The organism is Yersinia sp. SCPM-O-B-9106 (C-191) (assembly GCF_026183365.1).
In the GTDB taxonomy this organism is placed as follows: Bacteria; Pseudomonadota; Gammaproteobacteria; order Enterobacterales; family Enterobacteriaceae; genus Yersinia; species Yersinia rochesterensis.
In genome coordinates this window covers 4,066,339-4,083,904 of record NZ_CP110791.1, presented here as the reverse complement: position 1 = coordinate 4,083,904, position 17,566 = coordinate 4,066,339, and the positions used below count along the sequence as shown (strand labels likewise).

The following is a 17,566-nucleotide window of genomic DNA, read 5'->3' as shown; positions in this document are numbered from 1 at the left end:
ACAATATGAGCTATGCATTCCCGGGCACCTTCCCTGGTCGCCGTATGCGCCGTGTGCGCCGTCATGATTTCAGTCGTCGACTGGTCGCTGAAAATCAGCTGACAGTCAATGACTTGATCTATCCGGTGTTTGTCATGGAAGGAACAAACCATCAACAAGCTGTTTCGTCTATGCCAGGAGTCTCGCGTATGACGATTGATTTGTTGGTGAAAGAAGCTGAAATCATTGCCAAGCTTGGCGTTCCGGTCATATCGTTATTCCCGGTTATTGAATCAGGTATGAAATCATTACATGCGGAAGAAGCTTATAACCCGGATGGACTGGTACAACGCACTATACGAGCATTAAAAGATGCGGTGCCAGAGCTCGGCATTCTTACGGATGTTGCCCTCGACCCCTACACAACCCATGGGCAAGATGGTGTGATTGACGCTGACGGTTATGTCATTAATGACATAACCAAAGAGATTTTAGTGCGCCAAGCATTGTCACATGCAGAAGCTGGTGCTGAGATTGTGGCCCCGAGCGATATGATGGATGGCCGTATTGGTGCTATTCGCGATCAGTTAGAGCTACAAGGATTGGTAAATACGCAAATTATGGCGTATTCAGCAAAATATGCCTCTTGTTACTATGGTCCATTCCGCGACGCTATTGGTTCTAGTAGCAATCTGAAAGGGGGAAATAAGAAAACCTATCAAATGGACCCGGCCAATAGTGATGAAGCTTTACAAGAGATTGCTCAAGACTTGCAGGAAGGGGCCGACATGGTGATGGTCAAGCCTGGGATGCCATATTTAGATGTGGTACGCCGGGTGAAAGACACTTTTGGAGTTCCGACCTTTGCTTATCAGGTTTCCGGTGAATATGCGATGCATATGGCAGCAATCCAAAATGGCTGGCTGCAAGAAAAACCAACCGTTATGGAGTCGCTACTGTGCTTTAAACGCGCGGGTGCGGATGGAGTATTAACTTATTTTGCCAAGCAAGTTGCCCAATGGTTGCATGACGACCATATGCAGCGTTAATAGTTTGGTAGTAATAAAAGTCGCAGGGTAGGTACTGAGATACCTACCTTGGGTTTGTTAATTAAGAGTTTTATTGCTTTTCAAACTGACGATTATCCAGACTTTGTAGCACTTGGCTATTGAGCATATTCAGCAACAACATTGAACGAGCTTCACCATCTGGCTCGGTATAAATCGCGTGTAAACCAGCAAAGATACCCTCAGTAATTGTCACGATATCGCCAGGAGTGGGTATTTCAGGATCAATTATTTTATCTGCAGTATAGGATTGCATCTCAGTAATAACGATTGCCGGGATTACTGCGGGCTGTACGCCAAATCGGACAAAGTGACTAACACCCCGGGTGGCGCTTATCGTTGTGGTATGAATCTGCTCCGGATCAAACTCCACAAACAGATAATTTGGGAATAGTGCTTCCGTCATTTCAGTTCGTTTTCCGCGCACTAACTTTTCGATAGCGACTATCGGTGTCCAGCAATTCACTTCTTGTCGCTCTAGATGCTCTTTAGCACGCAAAAGCTGACCACGTTTACAATATAACAAATGCCAGTGTTTCATAATTTCATATGCCTTTAGCTACTACCCGGCAGCATAACAAAAATGGGGATACATATACAGTAAGGAAAAAACATCATTTGATATATCTATTTGTTATTTAAGTGATTAACCATGATTTTTATCGAAAATCCTATATCTTTTTTTGTAAAAGTTAATAATAGATAGTCAATAATCATATGATATTTTTTCGAGTTAGCCTGCATTCATTTTTAACAAAAAGACAGCAACTGCTATAAAGACAGCCTATAATGGCGCATCACCTAGCCGCCGAAATGATCAGCATGAAATACCGTGACTTACGTGACTTCCTCTCGTTGCTGGAACAGAGGGGTGAACTTAAACGTATTAGCCAGCCTATTGATCCTTATCTGGAAATGACAGAAATTGCCGATCGCACTTTGCGTGCTGGTGGGCCTGCATTACTTTTTGAGAATCCGAAAGGCTACAGTATGCCCGTGCTGTGTAACCTGTTTGGCACAGCTAAACGGGTTGCTATGGGAATGGGGCAAGAAGATGTCAGTGCACTGCGCGATGTCGGCAAGCTGTTAGCTTTCCTGAAAGAGCCTGATCCGCCAAAAGGTTTTCGCGATTTATTCGATAAACTGCCGAAATTCAAGCAGGTATTGAATATGCCGACGAAATGCTTAAGCTCTGCCCCGTGCCAAGAGCAAGTATGGGAGGGGGAAGATGTCGATCTAAGCCGAATCCCTGTTATGCACTGTTGGCCTGAGGATGCAGCTCCATTAGTCTCTTGGGGCTTGACGGTTACCCGAGGGCCACATAAAGAGCGCCAGAACTTGGGTATCTATCGCCAACAAGTCCTGGGCAAAAATAAGTTAATTATGCGCTGGTTATCTCATCGTGGCGGCGCTTTGGATTATCAAGAATGGTGTGAAGCACATCCCGGTGAGCGTTTCCCAGTAGCCGTCGCGCTGGGGGCTGATCCTGCGACTATTTTGGCTGCGGTAACGCCCGTGCCAGATACACTGTCTGAATATGCTTTTGCTGGTTTATTACGCGGACATAAAACCGAGGTCGTAAAGTGTCTTTCCAACGCACTTGAAGTTCCTGCAAGTGCAGAAATTGTATTGGAAGGATATATTGAGCAGGGTGAGATGGCACCAGAAGGCCCTTATGGTGACCATACCGGCTATTACAACGAGATTGATAGCTTCCCGGTCTTTACCGTCACACATATTACCCAACGTAAAGACGCGATTTATCATTCAACTTATACTGGCCGTCCTCCGGATGAACCGGCGGTGATGGGGGTTGCGCTGAATGAAGTATTTGTTCCTATTTTGCAAAAGCAATTCCCAGAGATTGTTGATTTTTATCTACCACCCGAGGGATGTTCATACCGCTTGGCCGTGGTAACAATCAAAAAACAGTATGCTGGTCATGCTAAACGCGTGATGATGGGTGTTTGGTCGTTTTTACGCCAGTTTATGTATACAAAATTTGTTATTGTCTGTGACGATGACATTAATGCTCGTGATTGGAATGATGTTATTTGGGCGATTACGACCCGAATGGATCCTTCCCGCGATACGGTATTAATTGAAAATACGCCAATAGATTACTTGGATTTCGCCTCGCCGGTTTCCGGTTTAGGATCGAAAATGGGGCTGGATGCCACCAACAAATGGCCAGCAGAGACTCCACGTGAATGGGGGCGTCCAATTAAAATGGATGAAGAAGTCCGCGCCCGCGTTGATGCTATTTGGGACGAACTCGCCATTTTCAGTGACAAAGAGACGAAACGCTAACCGGCGTCCATTTTGTCCTTAGTTTTGCATTTGATGACCCGACAGAGGGAAGGCATGACAACTTTAAGCTGTAAAGTAACCTCCGTAGAGGCCATTACCGATACGGTGTACCGGGTGCAATTGGTGCCTGCATCTGCATTTTCTTTCCGTGCTGGGCAGTATTTGATGGTCGTCATGGACGAGCGTGATAAACGGCCATTCTCTATGGCGTCCACGCCACTGGAAACAGACTTCATCGAGCTGCATATCGGGGCTTCGGAGCTCAACCTGTATGCTATGGCGGTGATGGATAGAATTCTGAAAGAGAAAACACTGGATGTGGATATCCCGCATGGCGAGGCGTGGTTCCGCGAGGGCAGTCATCGACCATTGGTCTTGATTGCTGGTGGTACAGGTTTTTCCTATGCGCGCTCCATTTTGTTGGCGGCATTGGCTGAGCAACCTGATCGCGAAGTCTCCATCTATTGGGGAGGGCGCGAAGCTATACATTTATATGACCTCAGCGAACTGGAAGCGCTGTCGATAAAATATCCGCAGTTGAAAGTTATCCCCGTGGTTGAGCAACCGGAAGAGGGTTGGCGCGGTCGTACCGGAACGGTTCTGAGTGCGGTGCTGCAAGACTTTGGTTCTCTTGCTGAGCAGGATATTTATATCGCGGGTCGTTTTGAAATGGCGAAGATTGCACGTGAGCGTTTTTGTGCAGAACGCGGCGCGCTGGAATCCCATATTTATGGCGATGCTTTTGCTTTTATCTGAGTAAAGCGGCAGTTAAAAAGCCCGCCCCTGACAGGCGGGAAAACGGCAACTAAACTCCAGTCTAAGGGCCTGTATTCAGGCCCTTAATGTTTTTTGGTTATACGCGTTCAAAGACAGTCGCAATGCCTTGGCCTAAGCCAATGCACATGGTTGCCAGCCCGAATTGCACGTCACGACGCTCCATCAGGTTGAGCAACGTGGTGGAAATTCGTGCTCCTGAACAGCCTAATGGATGGCCGAGTGCAATGGCGCCCCCATTCAGGTTTACCTTGTCATCCATGCTTTCCAGCAGACCCAAACCTTTCAAGCAAGCCAATGACTGAGCGGCAAACGCCTCATTTAATTCAAATAAACCAATATCTTCGAGCTTAAGCCCGGCGCGCTTTAGTGCCAATTTGCTGGCGGGTACTGGGCCATAGCCCATAATTGATGGGTCGCAACCGACCACTGCCATCGAGCGAATACGGGCACGTGGCGTCAAACCCAATGATTTTGCACGAGATTCGCTCATGATTAGCATCGCGGAGGCACCATCAGAAAGTGCTGAGGATGTCCCCGCCGTCACTGTCCCATTCACTGGATCAAACGCTGGGCGTAGAGCCGCTAAACCCGCCAAATTGGTTTCAGGGCGAATAACTTCATCAAAATCAAAGCGTTTTAATATGCCATCGGCATCGTGTCCATTGGTGGCGACAATCTCTTTGGCAAAATAGCCTTCCTGTGTGGCGGCAGATGCCCGTTGATGGGAGCGGACTGCAAACTCATCTTGAGACTCGCGGCTGATATTATGAATCTTTGCCAGCATTTCGGCTGTTAGCCCCATCATTCCTGCGGCTTTAGCCACAGTGCGGCCCATGCCAGGATGGAAATCAACACCGTGATTCATGGGTACATGGCCCATATGTTCCACACCACCAATCAAACTGACTTGCGCATCACCCACCATGATAGCTCTGGCACCATCATGCAAAGCTTGCATTGATGAGCCACACAGGCGGTTTACTGTCACCGCAGGGACACTATGAGGAATTTCGGCCAGCAAAGAAGCATTGCGGGCGATATTAAAGCCCTGCTCTAGTGTTTGCTGCACACAACCCCAATAAATATCGTCGATTTCGGCGGCATTCAGCTTAGGATTGCGGCTCAGAATTGCCCGCATTAAGTGAGCAGAGAGATCTTCCGCCCGAACCTGACGGAATGCGCCGCCTTTGGAGCGGCCCATCGGTGTGCGGACGGCATCAATAATGACTACATTTTCCATGTTTTCAGACCTCATGCCGGTTGACTGGTAGAAATATCAGGCAGCGCTGTCGCTACAGGATAATAGCTTTCGTTATGTTCAGCTTTGGCCCTCAGCCCCGCCGGGACGTGATACAGCGCACCAAGATGAACATAACGCTGAGCCATTTCGACATAATTTGCACTGCCGATGGTGTCAAGGTAACGGAAAACGCCGCCGTGGAATGGCGGGAACCCAATGCCATACACCAGCGCCATGTCGCCCTCAGCCGGGCTGGCAATAATACCTTCTTCCAGACACCGCACGACTTCATTGATCATCGGGATCATGGTGCGGGCAATAATATCTTCATCACTAAATTTCTTAACTGATTGAATGACTTGTGCTAATAACACATCTACTTGTTCATCATTCTCTTTACGCGGTTTGCCTTTGGCATCTTGGGTGTAACGGTAGAAACCCTGGCCATTTTTTTGACCAAATCGTTGGTTTTCGAACATGACGTCAACCGCATCGCGATAATCTTTATTCATACGTTCAGGGAAGCCAGCAGCCATTACAGCTTGTGCATGGTGCGCGGTATCAATGCCGACCACATCTAATAGATAGGCAGGGCCCATTGGCCAGCCAAATTGTTTTTCCATCACTTTATCAATTTGGCGGAAGTCCGCTCCGTCTCTGACTAACATACCGAACCCGGCCAGATACGGGAATAAAACGCGGTTAACAAAGAAACCTGGGCAATCATTGACCACAATCGGGGTTTTACCCATTTGCGTGGCGTATGCGACAACAGCAGCGATAGTTTTATCTGAGGTTTTCGCACCTCGAATAATTTCAACCAGTGGCATGCGATGAACGGGGTTGAAGAAGTGCATGCCACAGAAGTTTTCTGGGCGTTTAAGGGATTTAGCGAGCTGATCGATCGGAATTGTAGAGGTGTTAGAGGCCAAAACAGTTTCTTCGCCGATCAATGCTTCAACTTCAGCCAGCACCGCCGCTTTCACTTTTGGATTTTCCACCACCGCTTCTACGATGACTTGGGCGCGTTCAATACCAGTGTAATCAAGTGTTGGCTGGATAGTCGCTAAGATACTCGCCATTTTCAGACCATCCACTTTGCCGCGTTCCAACTGTTTATTCAGTAACTTGGCCGCCTCATTCATCCCCAGTGTCAGGGATTTTTCATTAATGTCTTTCATAATGACTGGCACAGCTTTCAGTGCTGATTGATAGGCAATTCCACCGCCCATAATCCCCGCACCCAGTACTGCGGCCTGTTTTGGTGCACTAACACCTTTGGACAGTTTTTTAGCCTGTCCTTTAACATATTGATCATTGAGGAAAATACCGACTAATGCCCGGGCTTCATTGGATCCCGCTAAACGGACAAAACTGGTGGTTTCCAACTTCAATGCTTCGGTTCGACCAAGTTTTGCGGCGGCCTCGATGGTTTTGACTGCGGTCAGGGGAGCTGGATAGTGTTTACCTGCTACTTGCATGACCATGCCTTTAGCAATGGTAAAACACATGGCGGCTTCAGTGGGGTTGAGCTTCAGCGGCTCCAATTTCGGGAGGCGAGCGGCTTTCCAGTCAAGTTTGCCGTCAATAGCCTGTTTCAGCATGGTTAAAGCTGCATCAGCCAGTTTCTCAGGGGCGACGACAGCATCAATCAGACCAACTTTTAAAGCATCTTTAGCAATAATATCTTTGCCAGCCGCGATAATTTCCAACGCACTGTCAGCGCCTAATAACCGTGGCAAGCGAACTGAACCGCCAAAACCTGGCATGATTCCGAGCTTGGTTTCCGGTAGGCCAATACGTGCTTCTGGTGAAGCCACACGGAAATCTGTGGCCAGAATACATTCGCACCCGCCACCCAGCGCATATCCATTGATCGCAGATAGGGTCGGTACCGGTAAATCTTCCAAACGATTGAAAATGTCGTTGGCGAACACCAACCATTGATGCAACTTTTCCGGTGGGGCATTAAACAGGGATAGAAACTCTGTGATATCAGCGCCAACAATAAAGGCCGCCTTAGTAGAACTCAATAGTAACCCTTTGAGTTCGCTTTGTTTTTCCAACACAATCAAGGCCTCACCCAGATTGGCTACGGTTTTAGTATCCAGTTTATTAACTGAACCCGGTGCTTCAAACACCAACTCGGCAATGCCGTTTTCCAGCCAGTGAAGCTTTAATGTTTCGCTTTGGTAGAGCATATCTATCTCCTGAATAAGCGCATGTGATCTGGTATGACCAGATATTCAGGAAGTGTGGATATTTTGTTAATGAATTGCAAACAAGAGATTGATTTTTTGCAGTGAAGATCACAGTCAATCGGATGGCATAATTGATTTTCATCAATTTTATTCGAGGCGTATCGAGGGGCTGAAAAATGGATTTATTGCCTACTTGCGAGCGAGTTATCACGTCAGTTATTTTGGATATTGTTGTTATCACATCATGGAATGAGTGTCGGCGAAACATGGCCTCGGCGACTATGATAAGATTGAAAAATTAAGTTCTAATAGCGAAGGGTACTGTGATGGAAACGCTGGCTTCTTTATATAACGAACATTTATCCACTCTACAACAACGCACTCGTGAGGTGTTAGAGCGTCATCAGTTAGATGCTTTATTGATTCATTCCGGTGAGTTGCAACGTATTTTCCTTGATGACCGTGACTATCCTTTTAAAGTTAATGCCCAATTCAAAGCTTGGGTGCCGGTGACGCAAGTTCCAAACTGCTGGTTATGGGTTGATGGCGTTAATTCGCCGAAGTTATGGTTTTACTCCCCGGTAGATTATTGGCACTGTGTTGAGCCGTTACCAGATAGCTTCTGGACCAAGGCCATTGATATTCAACCATTGGCAAACGCTAATGATATTGCACAACTATTACCGGCACAGCGCGATCGCGTTGCATACATTGGATATGCTCAGGAACGCGCCCAGGCCTTGGGTTTCAGTGCAGAAAACATTAACCCACAGCCAGTGTTGGATTATCTGCATTTCTACCGCTCTTATAAAACAGATTATGAACTGGCTTGCATGCGTGAAGCGCAAAAGACGGCAGTTGCCGGACATCGCGCAGCTCATGAAGCATTCCAGTCAGGTATGAGTGAGTTCGATATCAATCTCGCTTATCTGATGGCTACCGGTCATCGTGATACTGATGTGCCCTATGATAATATTGTTGCGCTGAATGAACATTCGGCTGTACTCCATTACACCACGCTACAACACCAACCACCGGCAGAAATGCGTAGTTTCCTGATGGATGCGGGCGCGGAATATAATGGCTATGCTGCTGACTTGACCCGCACTTATGCCGCAGACAGTGAAAACGATTTTGCCGCATTGATCAAAGACCTTAATAATGAACAGCTTGAACTGATTAAAACCATTAAAAGTGGTGAGCGCTATACCGATTATCATGTTCAGATGCATCAGCGTATTGCCAAGTTGCTGCGTACTCATAATCTGGTTACGGGTATCAGTGAAGAGGCGATGGTCGAACAAGGTATTACCTGCCCATTCTTACCGCACGGGTTGGGTCACCCTCTAGGGTTACAAGTGCATGATACTGCTGGTTTTATGCAGGACGATAAAGGGACGCATCTCAGCGCGCCATCCAAATATCCTTACTTACGCTGCACCCGTATTCTGCAACCGCGCATGGTGTTGACCATTGAACCCGGCCTCTACTTTATTGAATCCTTACTGGCACCTTGGCGCTCCGGTGAATTCAGTCAGCATTTCAATTGGGATCTTATTGAAACACTGAAACCTTATGGTGGTATTCGTATAGAAGACAATATCGTTATTCACGATAATCGGGTTGAGAACATGACTCGTGACCTGAAGCTGGCCTGATGCAGCCTTATTTAATACCTGCAGCGCCGGTGACTATCAGCGAAGAGATTAAAAAAAGTCGATTCATCACCTTGCTGGCTCCTACCAGTGGGGTGAATGAAGCGAAAGATTTTATTCAGCAGGTAAAGCAGCAGCATCCAACTGCCCGGCATCATTGCTGGGCTTTTGTTGCCGGGGCACCTACAGATTCACAGCAATTAGGTTTTTCCGATGATGGCGAGCCTTCGGGCACGGCGGGTAAACCGATTCTTGCCCAACTGATGGGCTGTGGAATAGGTGAAATAACCGCGGTGGTTGTACGCTATTATGGTGGCATCAAGCTGGGTACTGGTGGGTTAGTCAGGGCTTATGGCAGTGGTGTTCAACAGGCGTTGAAGCAAATTGAAGTAAAATATAAAGTCCCACAGGTAGAATATACTTTGCAGTGTGACTATGCGCAGTTGTCCATAGTAGAAACATTATTACAGCAGGTTGAAGGCCAGATTTTACAGAGTGATTACGCACAGTTCGTGACACTCCATCTCTCTTTGCCAGCAACTCAAGCCAGTCAGGTCGGGGATAAATTGCGGGATCTCAGTCGTGGTACGTTGCAATTGACGCCCATTTCGCAATAATCCCCATCCAAGTGAATTGCTAAGGAACGTGCCGGAATGCATTTTCGTGCCATAACCCGTATTGTCGGCCTGTTAGTTATCTTATTCTCCGGGACAATGTTTATTCCTGGGGTAGTGGCCTTGATCTATCGTGATGGTGCCGGCCGTGCCTTCAGCGAAACCTTTTTTGTTGCCCTGGCAATAGGCCTTTTGCTATGGCTACCGAACCGAAAACAGAAGCATGAGTTGAAGCCCCGAGAGGGCTTTTTGATTGTGGTGCTGTTCTGGACAGTGCTGGGCAGTGTCGGGGCATTACCGTTTTTATTTTCTGAGCGGCCTAATCTTTCGCTGACTGATGCATTCTTTGAATCATTCTCTGGGCTGACAACCACCGGTGCCACTACGCTGGTGGGGTTGGATTCGCTGCCTAAAGCTATTTTATTCTATCGACAAATGCTGCAGTGGCTTGGTGGCATGGGGATCATCGTGCTAGCGGTGGCCATTTTGCCTATCTTGGGTGTTGGGGGGATGCAGCTCTACCGTGCAGAAATGCCCGGCCCGTTGAAAGACAATAAAATGCGTCCCCGGATTGCTGAAACTGCGAAAACACTGTGGCTTATCTATGTTTTGCTGACCATCGCCTGTGCGCTTTCTCTGTGGGCTGCAGGAATGTCGGTGTTTGATGCTATTTCTCACAGTTTCTCTACGATCGCGATAGGCGGCTTTTCTACTCATGACGCCAGTATTGGTTACTTCAACAGCCCGACGATTAACACCATTATTGCTATTTTCTTGTTGATTTCGGGGTGTAACTTTGGTCTGCACTTTGCTGTGCTCAGTGGTCGCAGTTTAAAAGTTTATTGGCGTGATCCCGAATTCCGTATGTTTATCTTTGTACAATTGACGCTGGTTATCGTTTGTACCTTAGTGCTCTGGCAACATAGCGTGTACAAGTCGGGGATGGAAACCTTAAATCAGGCCTTTTTCCAAGTGGTCTCTATGGCGACTACGGCGGGCTTCACGACAGACAGCATTTCCAAGTGGCCGTTATTCCTACCAATACTCTTATTATGCTCTGCTTTTATTGGGGGGTGTGCGGGGTCGACCGGTGGCGGTTTGAAAGTTATCCGAATCCTGTTGCTCTATCTACAAGGTTCGCGTGAGCTAAAGCGCTTGGTTCATCCAAACGCGGTTTACACCATTAAACTGGGGCGGCGAGCATTGCCGGAGCGGATACTGGAAGCAGTTTGGGGTTTCTTCTCTGCATATGCATTGGTGTTCATTATCAGCATGTTGGCTATCATCGCGACGGGTGTTGATGAGTTTTCTGCTTTTGCGGCAGTGACTGCAACATTGAACAACTTGGGGCCAGGTTTGGGCGTAGTCGCGGATAACTTCACTTCTATGAATCCGGCTGCTAAATGGATATTGGTGATAACAATGCTATTTGGCCGGTTAGAAGTTTTCACTTTGCTGGTTCTTTTCACTCCAACATTCTGGCGTGAGTAATTCTGCATAAGGAACATTGCTATGAAAGTATTGATACTTTACTCCAGCCGAGACGGCCAAACGCAAACCATCGCTTCTTATATAGCTAAGGAATTATCCCCTGGGGCAACGTGTGAAATACAGGACTTGGCCGATGTGGAGAAAATAGACCTGAGCCAGTATCAACAAGTAATGATTGGTGCCTCTGTACGTTATGGTCATTTCAGTCCGGTATTGAGTCAATTCGTCAGTAAACACGTCGAACAGCTTAATCAAATACCGAGTGCGTTCTTTGCAGTCAATCTGACCGCGCGTAAACCAGAGAAACGTTCACCACAGACTAATGCTTATGTTCGCAAGTTCTTACTTGGCACACCTTGGCAACCCACATTGTGTACAGTATTCGCTGGAGCCCTGCGTTATCCGCGCTATCGGTGGATCGACAGGGTCATGATTCAACTTATTATGCGAATGACGGGTGGAGAAACGGATACCAGTAAGGAAGTTGAGTATACCGATTGGCAACAGGTAAGCGGTTTTGCTCAGGATTTCTCAGCGCTACAGTACAAAAAGTGACGATAACGGTGGTTATCACCGCAAATTGTTGAAATAAAACACGGTTGAAAAGTTTTTTCAAATTAGGGGTTGCAGCCTGTCAGGAACTCCCTATAATGCGCCTCCACTGACCGGGAACAACGAAACATACTTCGCCGGGTCAGGAAGAGAAAAGAATCATTTTGACTTCGAAAGAAAACAAATAAATCCTTGACTCTTCAGCGGGAAAGCGTATTATCTGCCTCCCGCGTTACCGTAAGATTCGCCGAAAGGCAAACGGGTAACGAACGCTCTTTAACAATTTATCAGACAATCTGTGTGGGCACTCGCAAGACGATATCGAAGCCTGTTTCGGCAGGCAGAAGAAATATCAAAGTCTTGAAGAGTGACCAAAGCAGTACACATTTGAACTTCGGTTCGAATGCATATTTGCAGAAAGTAATCTTTGAGCATCGCTATGTTAACTCATAGCAAATCAAACAAATCTTAAATTGAAGAGTTTGATCATGGCTCAGATTGAACGCTGGCGGCAGGCCTAACACATGCAAGTCGAGCGGCAGCGGGAAGTAGTTTACTACTTTGCCGGCGAGCGGCGGACGGGTGAGTAATGTCTGGGAAACTGCCTGATGGAGGGGGATAACTACTGGAAACGGTAGCTAATACCGCATGACCTCGCAAGAGCAAAGTGGGGGACCTTCGGGCCTCACGCCATCGGATGTGCCCAGATGGGATTAGCTAGTAGGTGGGGTAATGGCTCACCTAGGCGACGATCCCTAGCTGGTCTGAGAGGATGACCAGCCACACTGGAACTGAGACACGGTCCAGACTCCTACGGGAGGCAGCAGTGGGGAATATTGCACAATGGGCGCAAGCCTGATGCAGCCATGCCGCGTGTGTGAAGAAGGCCTTCGGGTTGTAAAGCACTTTCAGCGAGGAGGAAGGCAGTCGTGTTAATAGCACGATTGATTGACGTTACTCGCAGAAGAAGCACCGGCTAACTCCGTGCCAGCAGCCGCGGTAATACGGAGGGTGCAAGCGTTAATCGGAATTACTGGGCGTAAAGCGCACGCAGGCGGTTTGTTAAGTCAGATGTGAAATCCCCGCGCTTAACGTGGGAACTGCATTTGAAACTGGCAAGCTAGAGTCTTGTAGAGGGGGGTAGAATTCCAGGTGTAGCGGTGAAATGCGTAGAGATCTGGAGGAATACCGGTGGCGAAGGCGGCCCCCTGGACAAAGACTGACGCTCAGGTGCGAAAGCGTGGGGAGCAAACAGGATTAGATACCCTGGTAGTCCACGCTGTAAACGATGTCGACTTGGAGGTTGTGCCCTTGAGGCGTGGCTTCCGGAGCTAACGCGTTAAGTCGACCGCCTGGGGAGTACGGCCGCAAGGTTAAAACTCAAATGAATTGACGGGGGCCCGCACAAGCGGTGGAGCATGTGGTTTAATTCGATGCAACGCGAAGAACCTTACCTACTCTTGACATCCACAGAACTTAGCAGAGATGCTTCGGTGCCTTCGGGAACTGTGAGACAGGTGCTGCATGGCTGTCGTCAGCTCGTGTTGTGAAATGTTGGGTTAAGTCCCGCAACGAGCGCAACCCTTATCCTTTGTTGCCAGCACGTAATGGTGGGAACTCAAGGGAGACTGCCGGTGACAAACCGGAGGAAGGTGGGGATGACGTCAAGTCATCATGGCCCTTACGAGTAGGGCTACACACGTGCTACAATGGCAGATACAAAGTGAAGCGAACTCGCGAGAGCAAGCGGACCACATAAAGTCTGTCGTAGTCCGGATTGGAGTCTGCAACTCGACTCCATGAAGTCGGAATCGCTAGTAATCGTAGATCAGAATGCTACGGTGAATACGTTCCCGGGCCTTGTACACACCGCCCGTCACACCATGGGAGTGGGTTGCAAAAGAAGTAGGTAGCTTAACCTTCGGGAGGGCGCTTACCACTTTGTGATTCATGACTGGGGTGAAGTCGTAACAAGGTAACCGTAGGGGAACCTGCGGTTGGATCACCTCCTTACCTAACGATACGCATTGCGTAGTGTCCACACAGATTGTCTGATGAATGTAAATGAGCAAGAGCACCTGTTGATGTCGTGAGTTTCGACTCATGCTGATGCGAAACGGTTAGATTTCGGTTTAATCGGAACTTCGTGTCCCCATCGTCTAGAGGCCTAGGACACTGCCCTTTCACGGCTGTAACAGGGGTTCGAATCCCCTTGGGGACGCCAATCCGATAATGTGTGAAAGACATTATCAACTGAATATCTTAAAGATGACTTTACCAAGTCGTGTTTAAGATATTGCTCTTTAACAATCTGGAACAAGCTGAAAATTGAAACAATACAGCTGAAACTTATCTCTCCGTAGATGTACTGAGATAAGGATTAACCTGTATTAGAGTCTCTCAAATAATCGCAACGCAAGTTGTCTGCAAAGACACCTTCGGGTTGTGAGGTTAAGCGACTAAGCGTACACGGTGGATGCCTAGGCAGTCAGAGGCGATGAAGGGCGTGCTAATCTGCGAAAAGCGTCGGTAAGGTGATATGAACCGTTATAACCGACGATACCCGAATGGGGAAACCCAGTGCAATTCGTTGCACTATTGCATGGTGAATACATAGCCATGCAAGGCGAACCGGGGGAACTGAAACATCTAAGTACCCCGAGGAAAAGAAATCAACCGAGATTCCCCTAGTAGCGGCGAGCGAACGGGGAGGAGCCCAGAGTCTGAATCAGTTTGTGTGTTAGTGGAAGCGTCTGGAAAGTCGCAGGGTACAGGGTGATACTCCCGTACACAAAAACACACTTGCTGTGAACTCGATGAGTAGGGCGGGACACGTGACATCCTGTCTGAATATGGGGGGACCATCCTCCAAGGCTAAATACTCCTGACTGACCGATAGTGAACCAGTACCGTGAGGGAAAGGCGAAAAGAACCCCGGCGAGGGGAGTGAAATAGAACCTGAAACCGTGTACGTACAAGCAGTGGGAGCACCTTCGTGGTGTGACTGCGTACCTTTTGTATAATGGGTCAGCGACTTATATTTTGTAGCAAGGTTAACCGAATAGGGGAGCCGTAGGGAAACCGAGTCTTAACTGGGCGTCTAGTTGCAAGGTATAGACCCGAAACCCGGTGATCTAGCCATGGGCAGGTTGAAGGTTGGGTAACACTAACTGGAGGACCGAACCGACTAATGTTGAAAAATTAGCGGATGACTTGTGGCTGGGGGTGAAAGGCCAATCAAACCGGGAGATAGCTGGTTCTCCCCGAAAGCTATTTAGGTAGCGCCTCGTGAACTCATCTTCGGGGGTAGAGCACTGTTTCGGCTAGGGGGCCATCCCGGCTTACCAAACCGATGCAAACTCCGAATACCGAAGAATGTTATCACGGGAGACACACGGCGGGTGCTAACGTCCGTCGTGAAGAGGGAAACAACCCAGACCGCCAGCTAAGGTCCCAAAGTCATGGTTAAGTGGGAAACGATGTGGGAAGGCATAGACAGCCAGGATGTTGGCTTAGAAGCAGCCATCATTTAAAGAAAGCGTAATAGCTCACTGGTCGAGTCGGCCTGCGCGGAAGATGTAACGGGGCTAAACCATGCACCGAAGCTGCGGCAGCGACACTTAGGTGTTGTTGGGTAGGGGAGCGTTCTGTAAGCCGTTGAAGGTGACCTGTGAGGGTTGCTGGAGGTATCAGAAGTGCGAATGCTGACATAAGTAACGATAATGCGGGTGAAAAACCCGCACGCCGGAAGACCAAGGGTTCCTGTCCAACGTTAATCGGGGCAGGGTGAGTCGACCCCTAAGGCGAGGCTGAAAAGCGTAGTCGATGGGAAACAGGTTAATATTCCTGTACTTGGTGTTACTGCGAAGGGGGGACGGAGAAGGCTAGGCTAGCCGGGCGACGGTTGTCCCGGTTTAAGCATGTAGGCGGAGCGACTTGGTAAATCCGGTTGCTTATCAACGCTGAGGTGTGATGACGAGTCACTACGGTGATGAAGTAGTTGATGCCAAGCTTCCAGGAAAAGCCTCTAAGCATCAGGTAACATTAAATCGTACCCCAAACCGACACAGGTGGTCAGGTAGAGAATACTCAGGCGCTTGAGAGAACTCGGGTGAAGGAACTAGGCAAAATGGTGCCGTAACTTCGGGAGAAGGCACGCTGGCATTAGGTAAAGGGACTTGCTCCCGGCGCCGAAGCCAGTCGCAGATACCAGCTGGCTGCAACTGTTTAATAAAAACACAGCACTGTGCAAACACGAAAGTGGACGTATACGGTGTGACGCCTGCCCGGTGCTGGAAGGTTAATTGATGGGGTCAGCCGCAAGGCGAAGCTCTTGATCGAAGCCCCAGTAAACGGCGGCCGTAACTATAACGGTCCTAAGGTAGCGAAATTCCTTGTCGGGTAAGTTCCGACCTGCACGAATGGCGTAATGATGGCCAGGCTGTCTCCACCCGAGACTCAGTGAAATTGAACTCGCTGTGAAGATGCAGTGTACCCGCGGCAAGACGGAAAGACCCCGTGAACCTTTACTATAGCTTGACACTGAACATTGAGCCTTGATGTGTAGGATAGGTGGGAGGCATTGAAGTGTGGACGCCAGTCTGCATGGAGCCAACCTTGAAATACCACCCTTTAATGTTTGATGTTCTAACTCGGCCCCGTAATCCGGGGTGAGGACAGTGTCTGGTGGGTAGTTTGACTGGGGCGGTCTCCTCCCAAAGAGTAACGGAGGAGCACGAAGGTTAGCTAATCACGGTCGGACATCGTGAGGTTAGTGCAAAGGCATAAGCTAGCTTGACTGCGAGAGTGACGGCTCGAGCAGGTACGAAAGTAGGTCTTAGTGATCCGGTGGTTCTGAATGGAAGGGCCATCGCTCAACGGATAAAAGGTACTCCGGGGATAACAGGCTGATACCGCCCAAGAGTTCATATCGACGGCGGTGTTTGGCACCTCGATGTCGGCTCATCACATCCTGGGGCTGAAGTAGGTCCCAAGGGTATGGCTGTTCGCCATTTAAAGTGGTACGCGAGCTGGGTTTAGAACGTCGTGAGACAGTTCGGTCCCTATCTGCCGTGGGCGTTGGAAGATTGAGAGGGGCTGCTCCTAGTACGAGAGGACCGGAGTGGACGAATCACTGGTGTTCGGGTTGTCATGCCAATGGCATTGCCCGGTAGCTAAATTCGGAAGAGATAACCGCTGAAAGCATCTAAGCGGGAAACTTGCCTCGAGATGAGTCTTCCCTGGGGCTTTAAGCCCCCTGAAGGAACGTTAAAGACTATGACGTTGATAGGCTGGGTGTGTAAGTGCAGCGATGCATTGAGCTAACCAGTACTAATGATCCGTGAGGCTTAACCTTACAACACCAAAGGTGTTTTGGTGATTTGAGAGAAATTAAGATTTTCAGCGAAGTTCCGAGATTGGATTGGCTGGCTGTGTGATATTGCATAGCGGGTTAATTGAAACAGAATTTGCCTGGCGGCCATAGCGCGGTGGACCCACCTGATCCCATGCCGAACTCAGAAGTGAAACGCCGTAGCGCCGATGGTAGTGTGGGGTCTCCCCATGCGAGAGTAGGACACTGCCAGGCATCAAATAAAGCCGAGACCCCATGCCAAAAGCGTGGGGTTTTTGCTATGTGGAAAAGAAAAAGAGAAAAGCCTTCTGCTGCGCAGAGGGCTTT

The 17,566-nt window shown here is 48.6% G+C and carries 10 protein-coding genes, 1 tRNA gene and 3 rRNA genes; 11 read left to right on the top strand and 3 right to left on the bottom strand.

Annotated features, from left to right (window positions below; genetic code table 11):
* Positions 1 to 5: 5 nt before the first annotated feature.
* Positions 6 to 1,028 carry a porphobilinogen synthase gene (gene hemB, locus OP863_RS18410; protein ID WP_038638371.1) on the top strand — a complete coding sequence of 341 codons (1,023 nt, stop codon included), beginning with the start codon at positions 6 to 8 and terminating at the stop codon, positions 1,026 to 1,028.
* A 70-nt stretch (positions 1,029 to 1,098) separates the two neighbouring features.
* Here the strand turns inward: hemB and rfaH are convergent, their stop codons facing one another.
* Positions 1,099 to 1,587 (bottom strand): transcription/translation regulatory transformer protein RfaH, encoded by a 489-nt coding sequence (gene rfaH / locus OP863_RS18405; protein WP_038638374.1) that lies wholly within the window; start codon positions 1,585 to 1,587, stop codon positions 1,099 to 1,101.
* A 272-nt stretch (positions 1,588 to 1,859) separates the two neighbouring features.
* Here rfaH and ubiD point away from each other — a divergent pair, with 272 nt between their 5' ends.
* Entirely contained in the window at positions 1,860 to 3,356 is a 1,497-nt protein-coding gene (gene ubiD, locus OP863_RS18400) for a 4-hydroxy-3-polyprenylbenzoate decarboxylase (RefSeq protein WP_038639995.1), read from the top strand.
* Between the two features lie 54 nt (positions 3,357 to 3,410).
* Positions 3,411 to 4,112 carry an NAD(P)H-flavin reductase gene (fre, locus tag OP863_RS18395; RefSeq protein WP_038638377.1) on the top strand — a complete coding sequence of 234 codons (702 nt, stop codon included), beginning with the start codon at positions 3,411 to 3,413 and terminating at the stop codon, positions 4,110 to 4,112.
* Between the two features lie 97 nt (positions 4,113 to 4,209).
* On the opposite strand, the gene fadA is transcribed toward fre, so the two are convergent.
* Positions 4,210 to 5,373 carry an acetyl-CoA C-acyltransferase FadA gene (fadA, locus tag OP863_RS18390; RefSeq protein ID WP_145589533.1) on the bottom strand — a complete coding sequence of 388 codons (1,164 nt, stop codon included), beginning with the start codon at positions 5,371 to 5,373 and terminating at the stop codon, positions 4,210 to 4,212.
* A gap of 11 nt (positions 5,374 to 5,384) precedes the next feature.
* The gene (gene fadB / locus OP863_RS18385; RefSeq protein WP_038638384.1) at positions 5,385 to 7,574 is read right to left on the bottom strand and encodes a fatty acid oxidation complex subunit alpha FadB; all 2,190 of its coding nucleotides are present in this window, start codon (positions 7,572 to 7,574) and stop codon (positions 5,385 to 5,387) included.
* A gap of 326 nt (positions 7,575 to 7,900) precedes the next feature.
* Between fadB and pepQ the strand changes: the two genes are divergently transcribed.
* The 8 genes from pepQ (at position 7,901) to rrf (ending at position 17,473) form a co-directional block, all read left to right on the top strand.
* Positions 7,901 to 9,232, top strand: a complete 1,332-nt coding sequence (gene pepQ / locus OP863_RS18380) for a Xaa-Pro dipeptidase (RefSeq protein WP_050292273.1) — start codon at positions 7,901 to 7,903, stop codon at positions 9,230 to 9,232.
* The gene (locus OP863_RS18375; RefSeq protein WP_038638390.1) at positions 9,232 to 9,846 is read left to right on the top strand and encodes an IMPACT family protein; all 615 of its coding nucleotides are present in this window, start codon (positions 9,232 to 9,234) and stop codon (positions 9,844 to 9,846) included. The genes pepQ and OP863_RS18375 overlap by 1 nt, the downstream gene beginning before the upstream one ends.
* A gap of 36 nt (positions 9,847 to 9,882) precedes the next feature.
* Entirely contained in the window at positions 9,883 to 11,334 is a 1,452-nt protein-coding gene (gene trkH / locus OP863_RS18370) for a Trk system potassium transporter TrkH (protein ID WP_038638393.1), read from the top strand.
* A 21-nt stretch (positions 11,335 to 11,355) separates the two neighbouring features.
* Positions 11,356 to 11,889 carry a menaquinone-dependent protoporphyrinogen IX dehydrogenase gene (gene hemG, locus OP863_RS18365; protein WP_038638396.1) on the top strand — a complete coding sequence of 178 codons (534 nt, stop codon included), beginning with the start codon at positions 11,356 to 11,358 and terminating at the stop codon, positions 11,887 to 11,889.
* A gap of 467 nt (positions 11,890 to 12,356) precedes the next feature.
* A 16S ribosomal RNA gene (locus OP863_RS18360) occupies positions 12,357 to 13,899 on the top strand.
* A 135-nt stretch (positions 13,900 to 14,034) separates the two neighbouring features.
* A tRNA-Glu gene (locus OP863_RS18355) sits at positions 14,035 to 14,110 on the top strand.
* A 225-nt stretch (positions 14,111 to 14,335) separates the two neighbouring features.
* Positions 14,336 to 17,242, top strand: a 23S ribosomal RNA gene (locus OP863_RS18350).
* A gap of 115 nt (positions 17,243 to 17,357) precedes the next feature.
* Positions 17,358 to 17,473, top strand: a 5S ribosomal RNA gene (gene rrf, locus OP863_RS18345).
* The 16S, 23S and 5S rRNA genes sit together here with 1 tRNA gene alongside, the layout of an rRNA operon.
* The last annotated feature ends 93 nt before the right edge of the window (positions 17,474 to 17,566 follow it).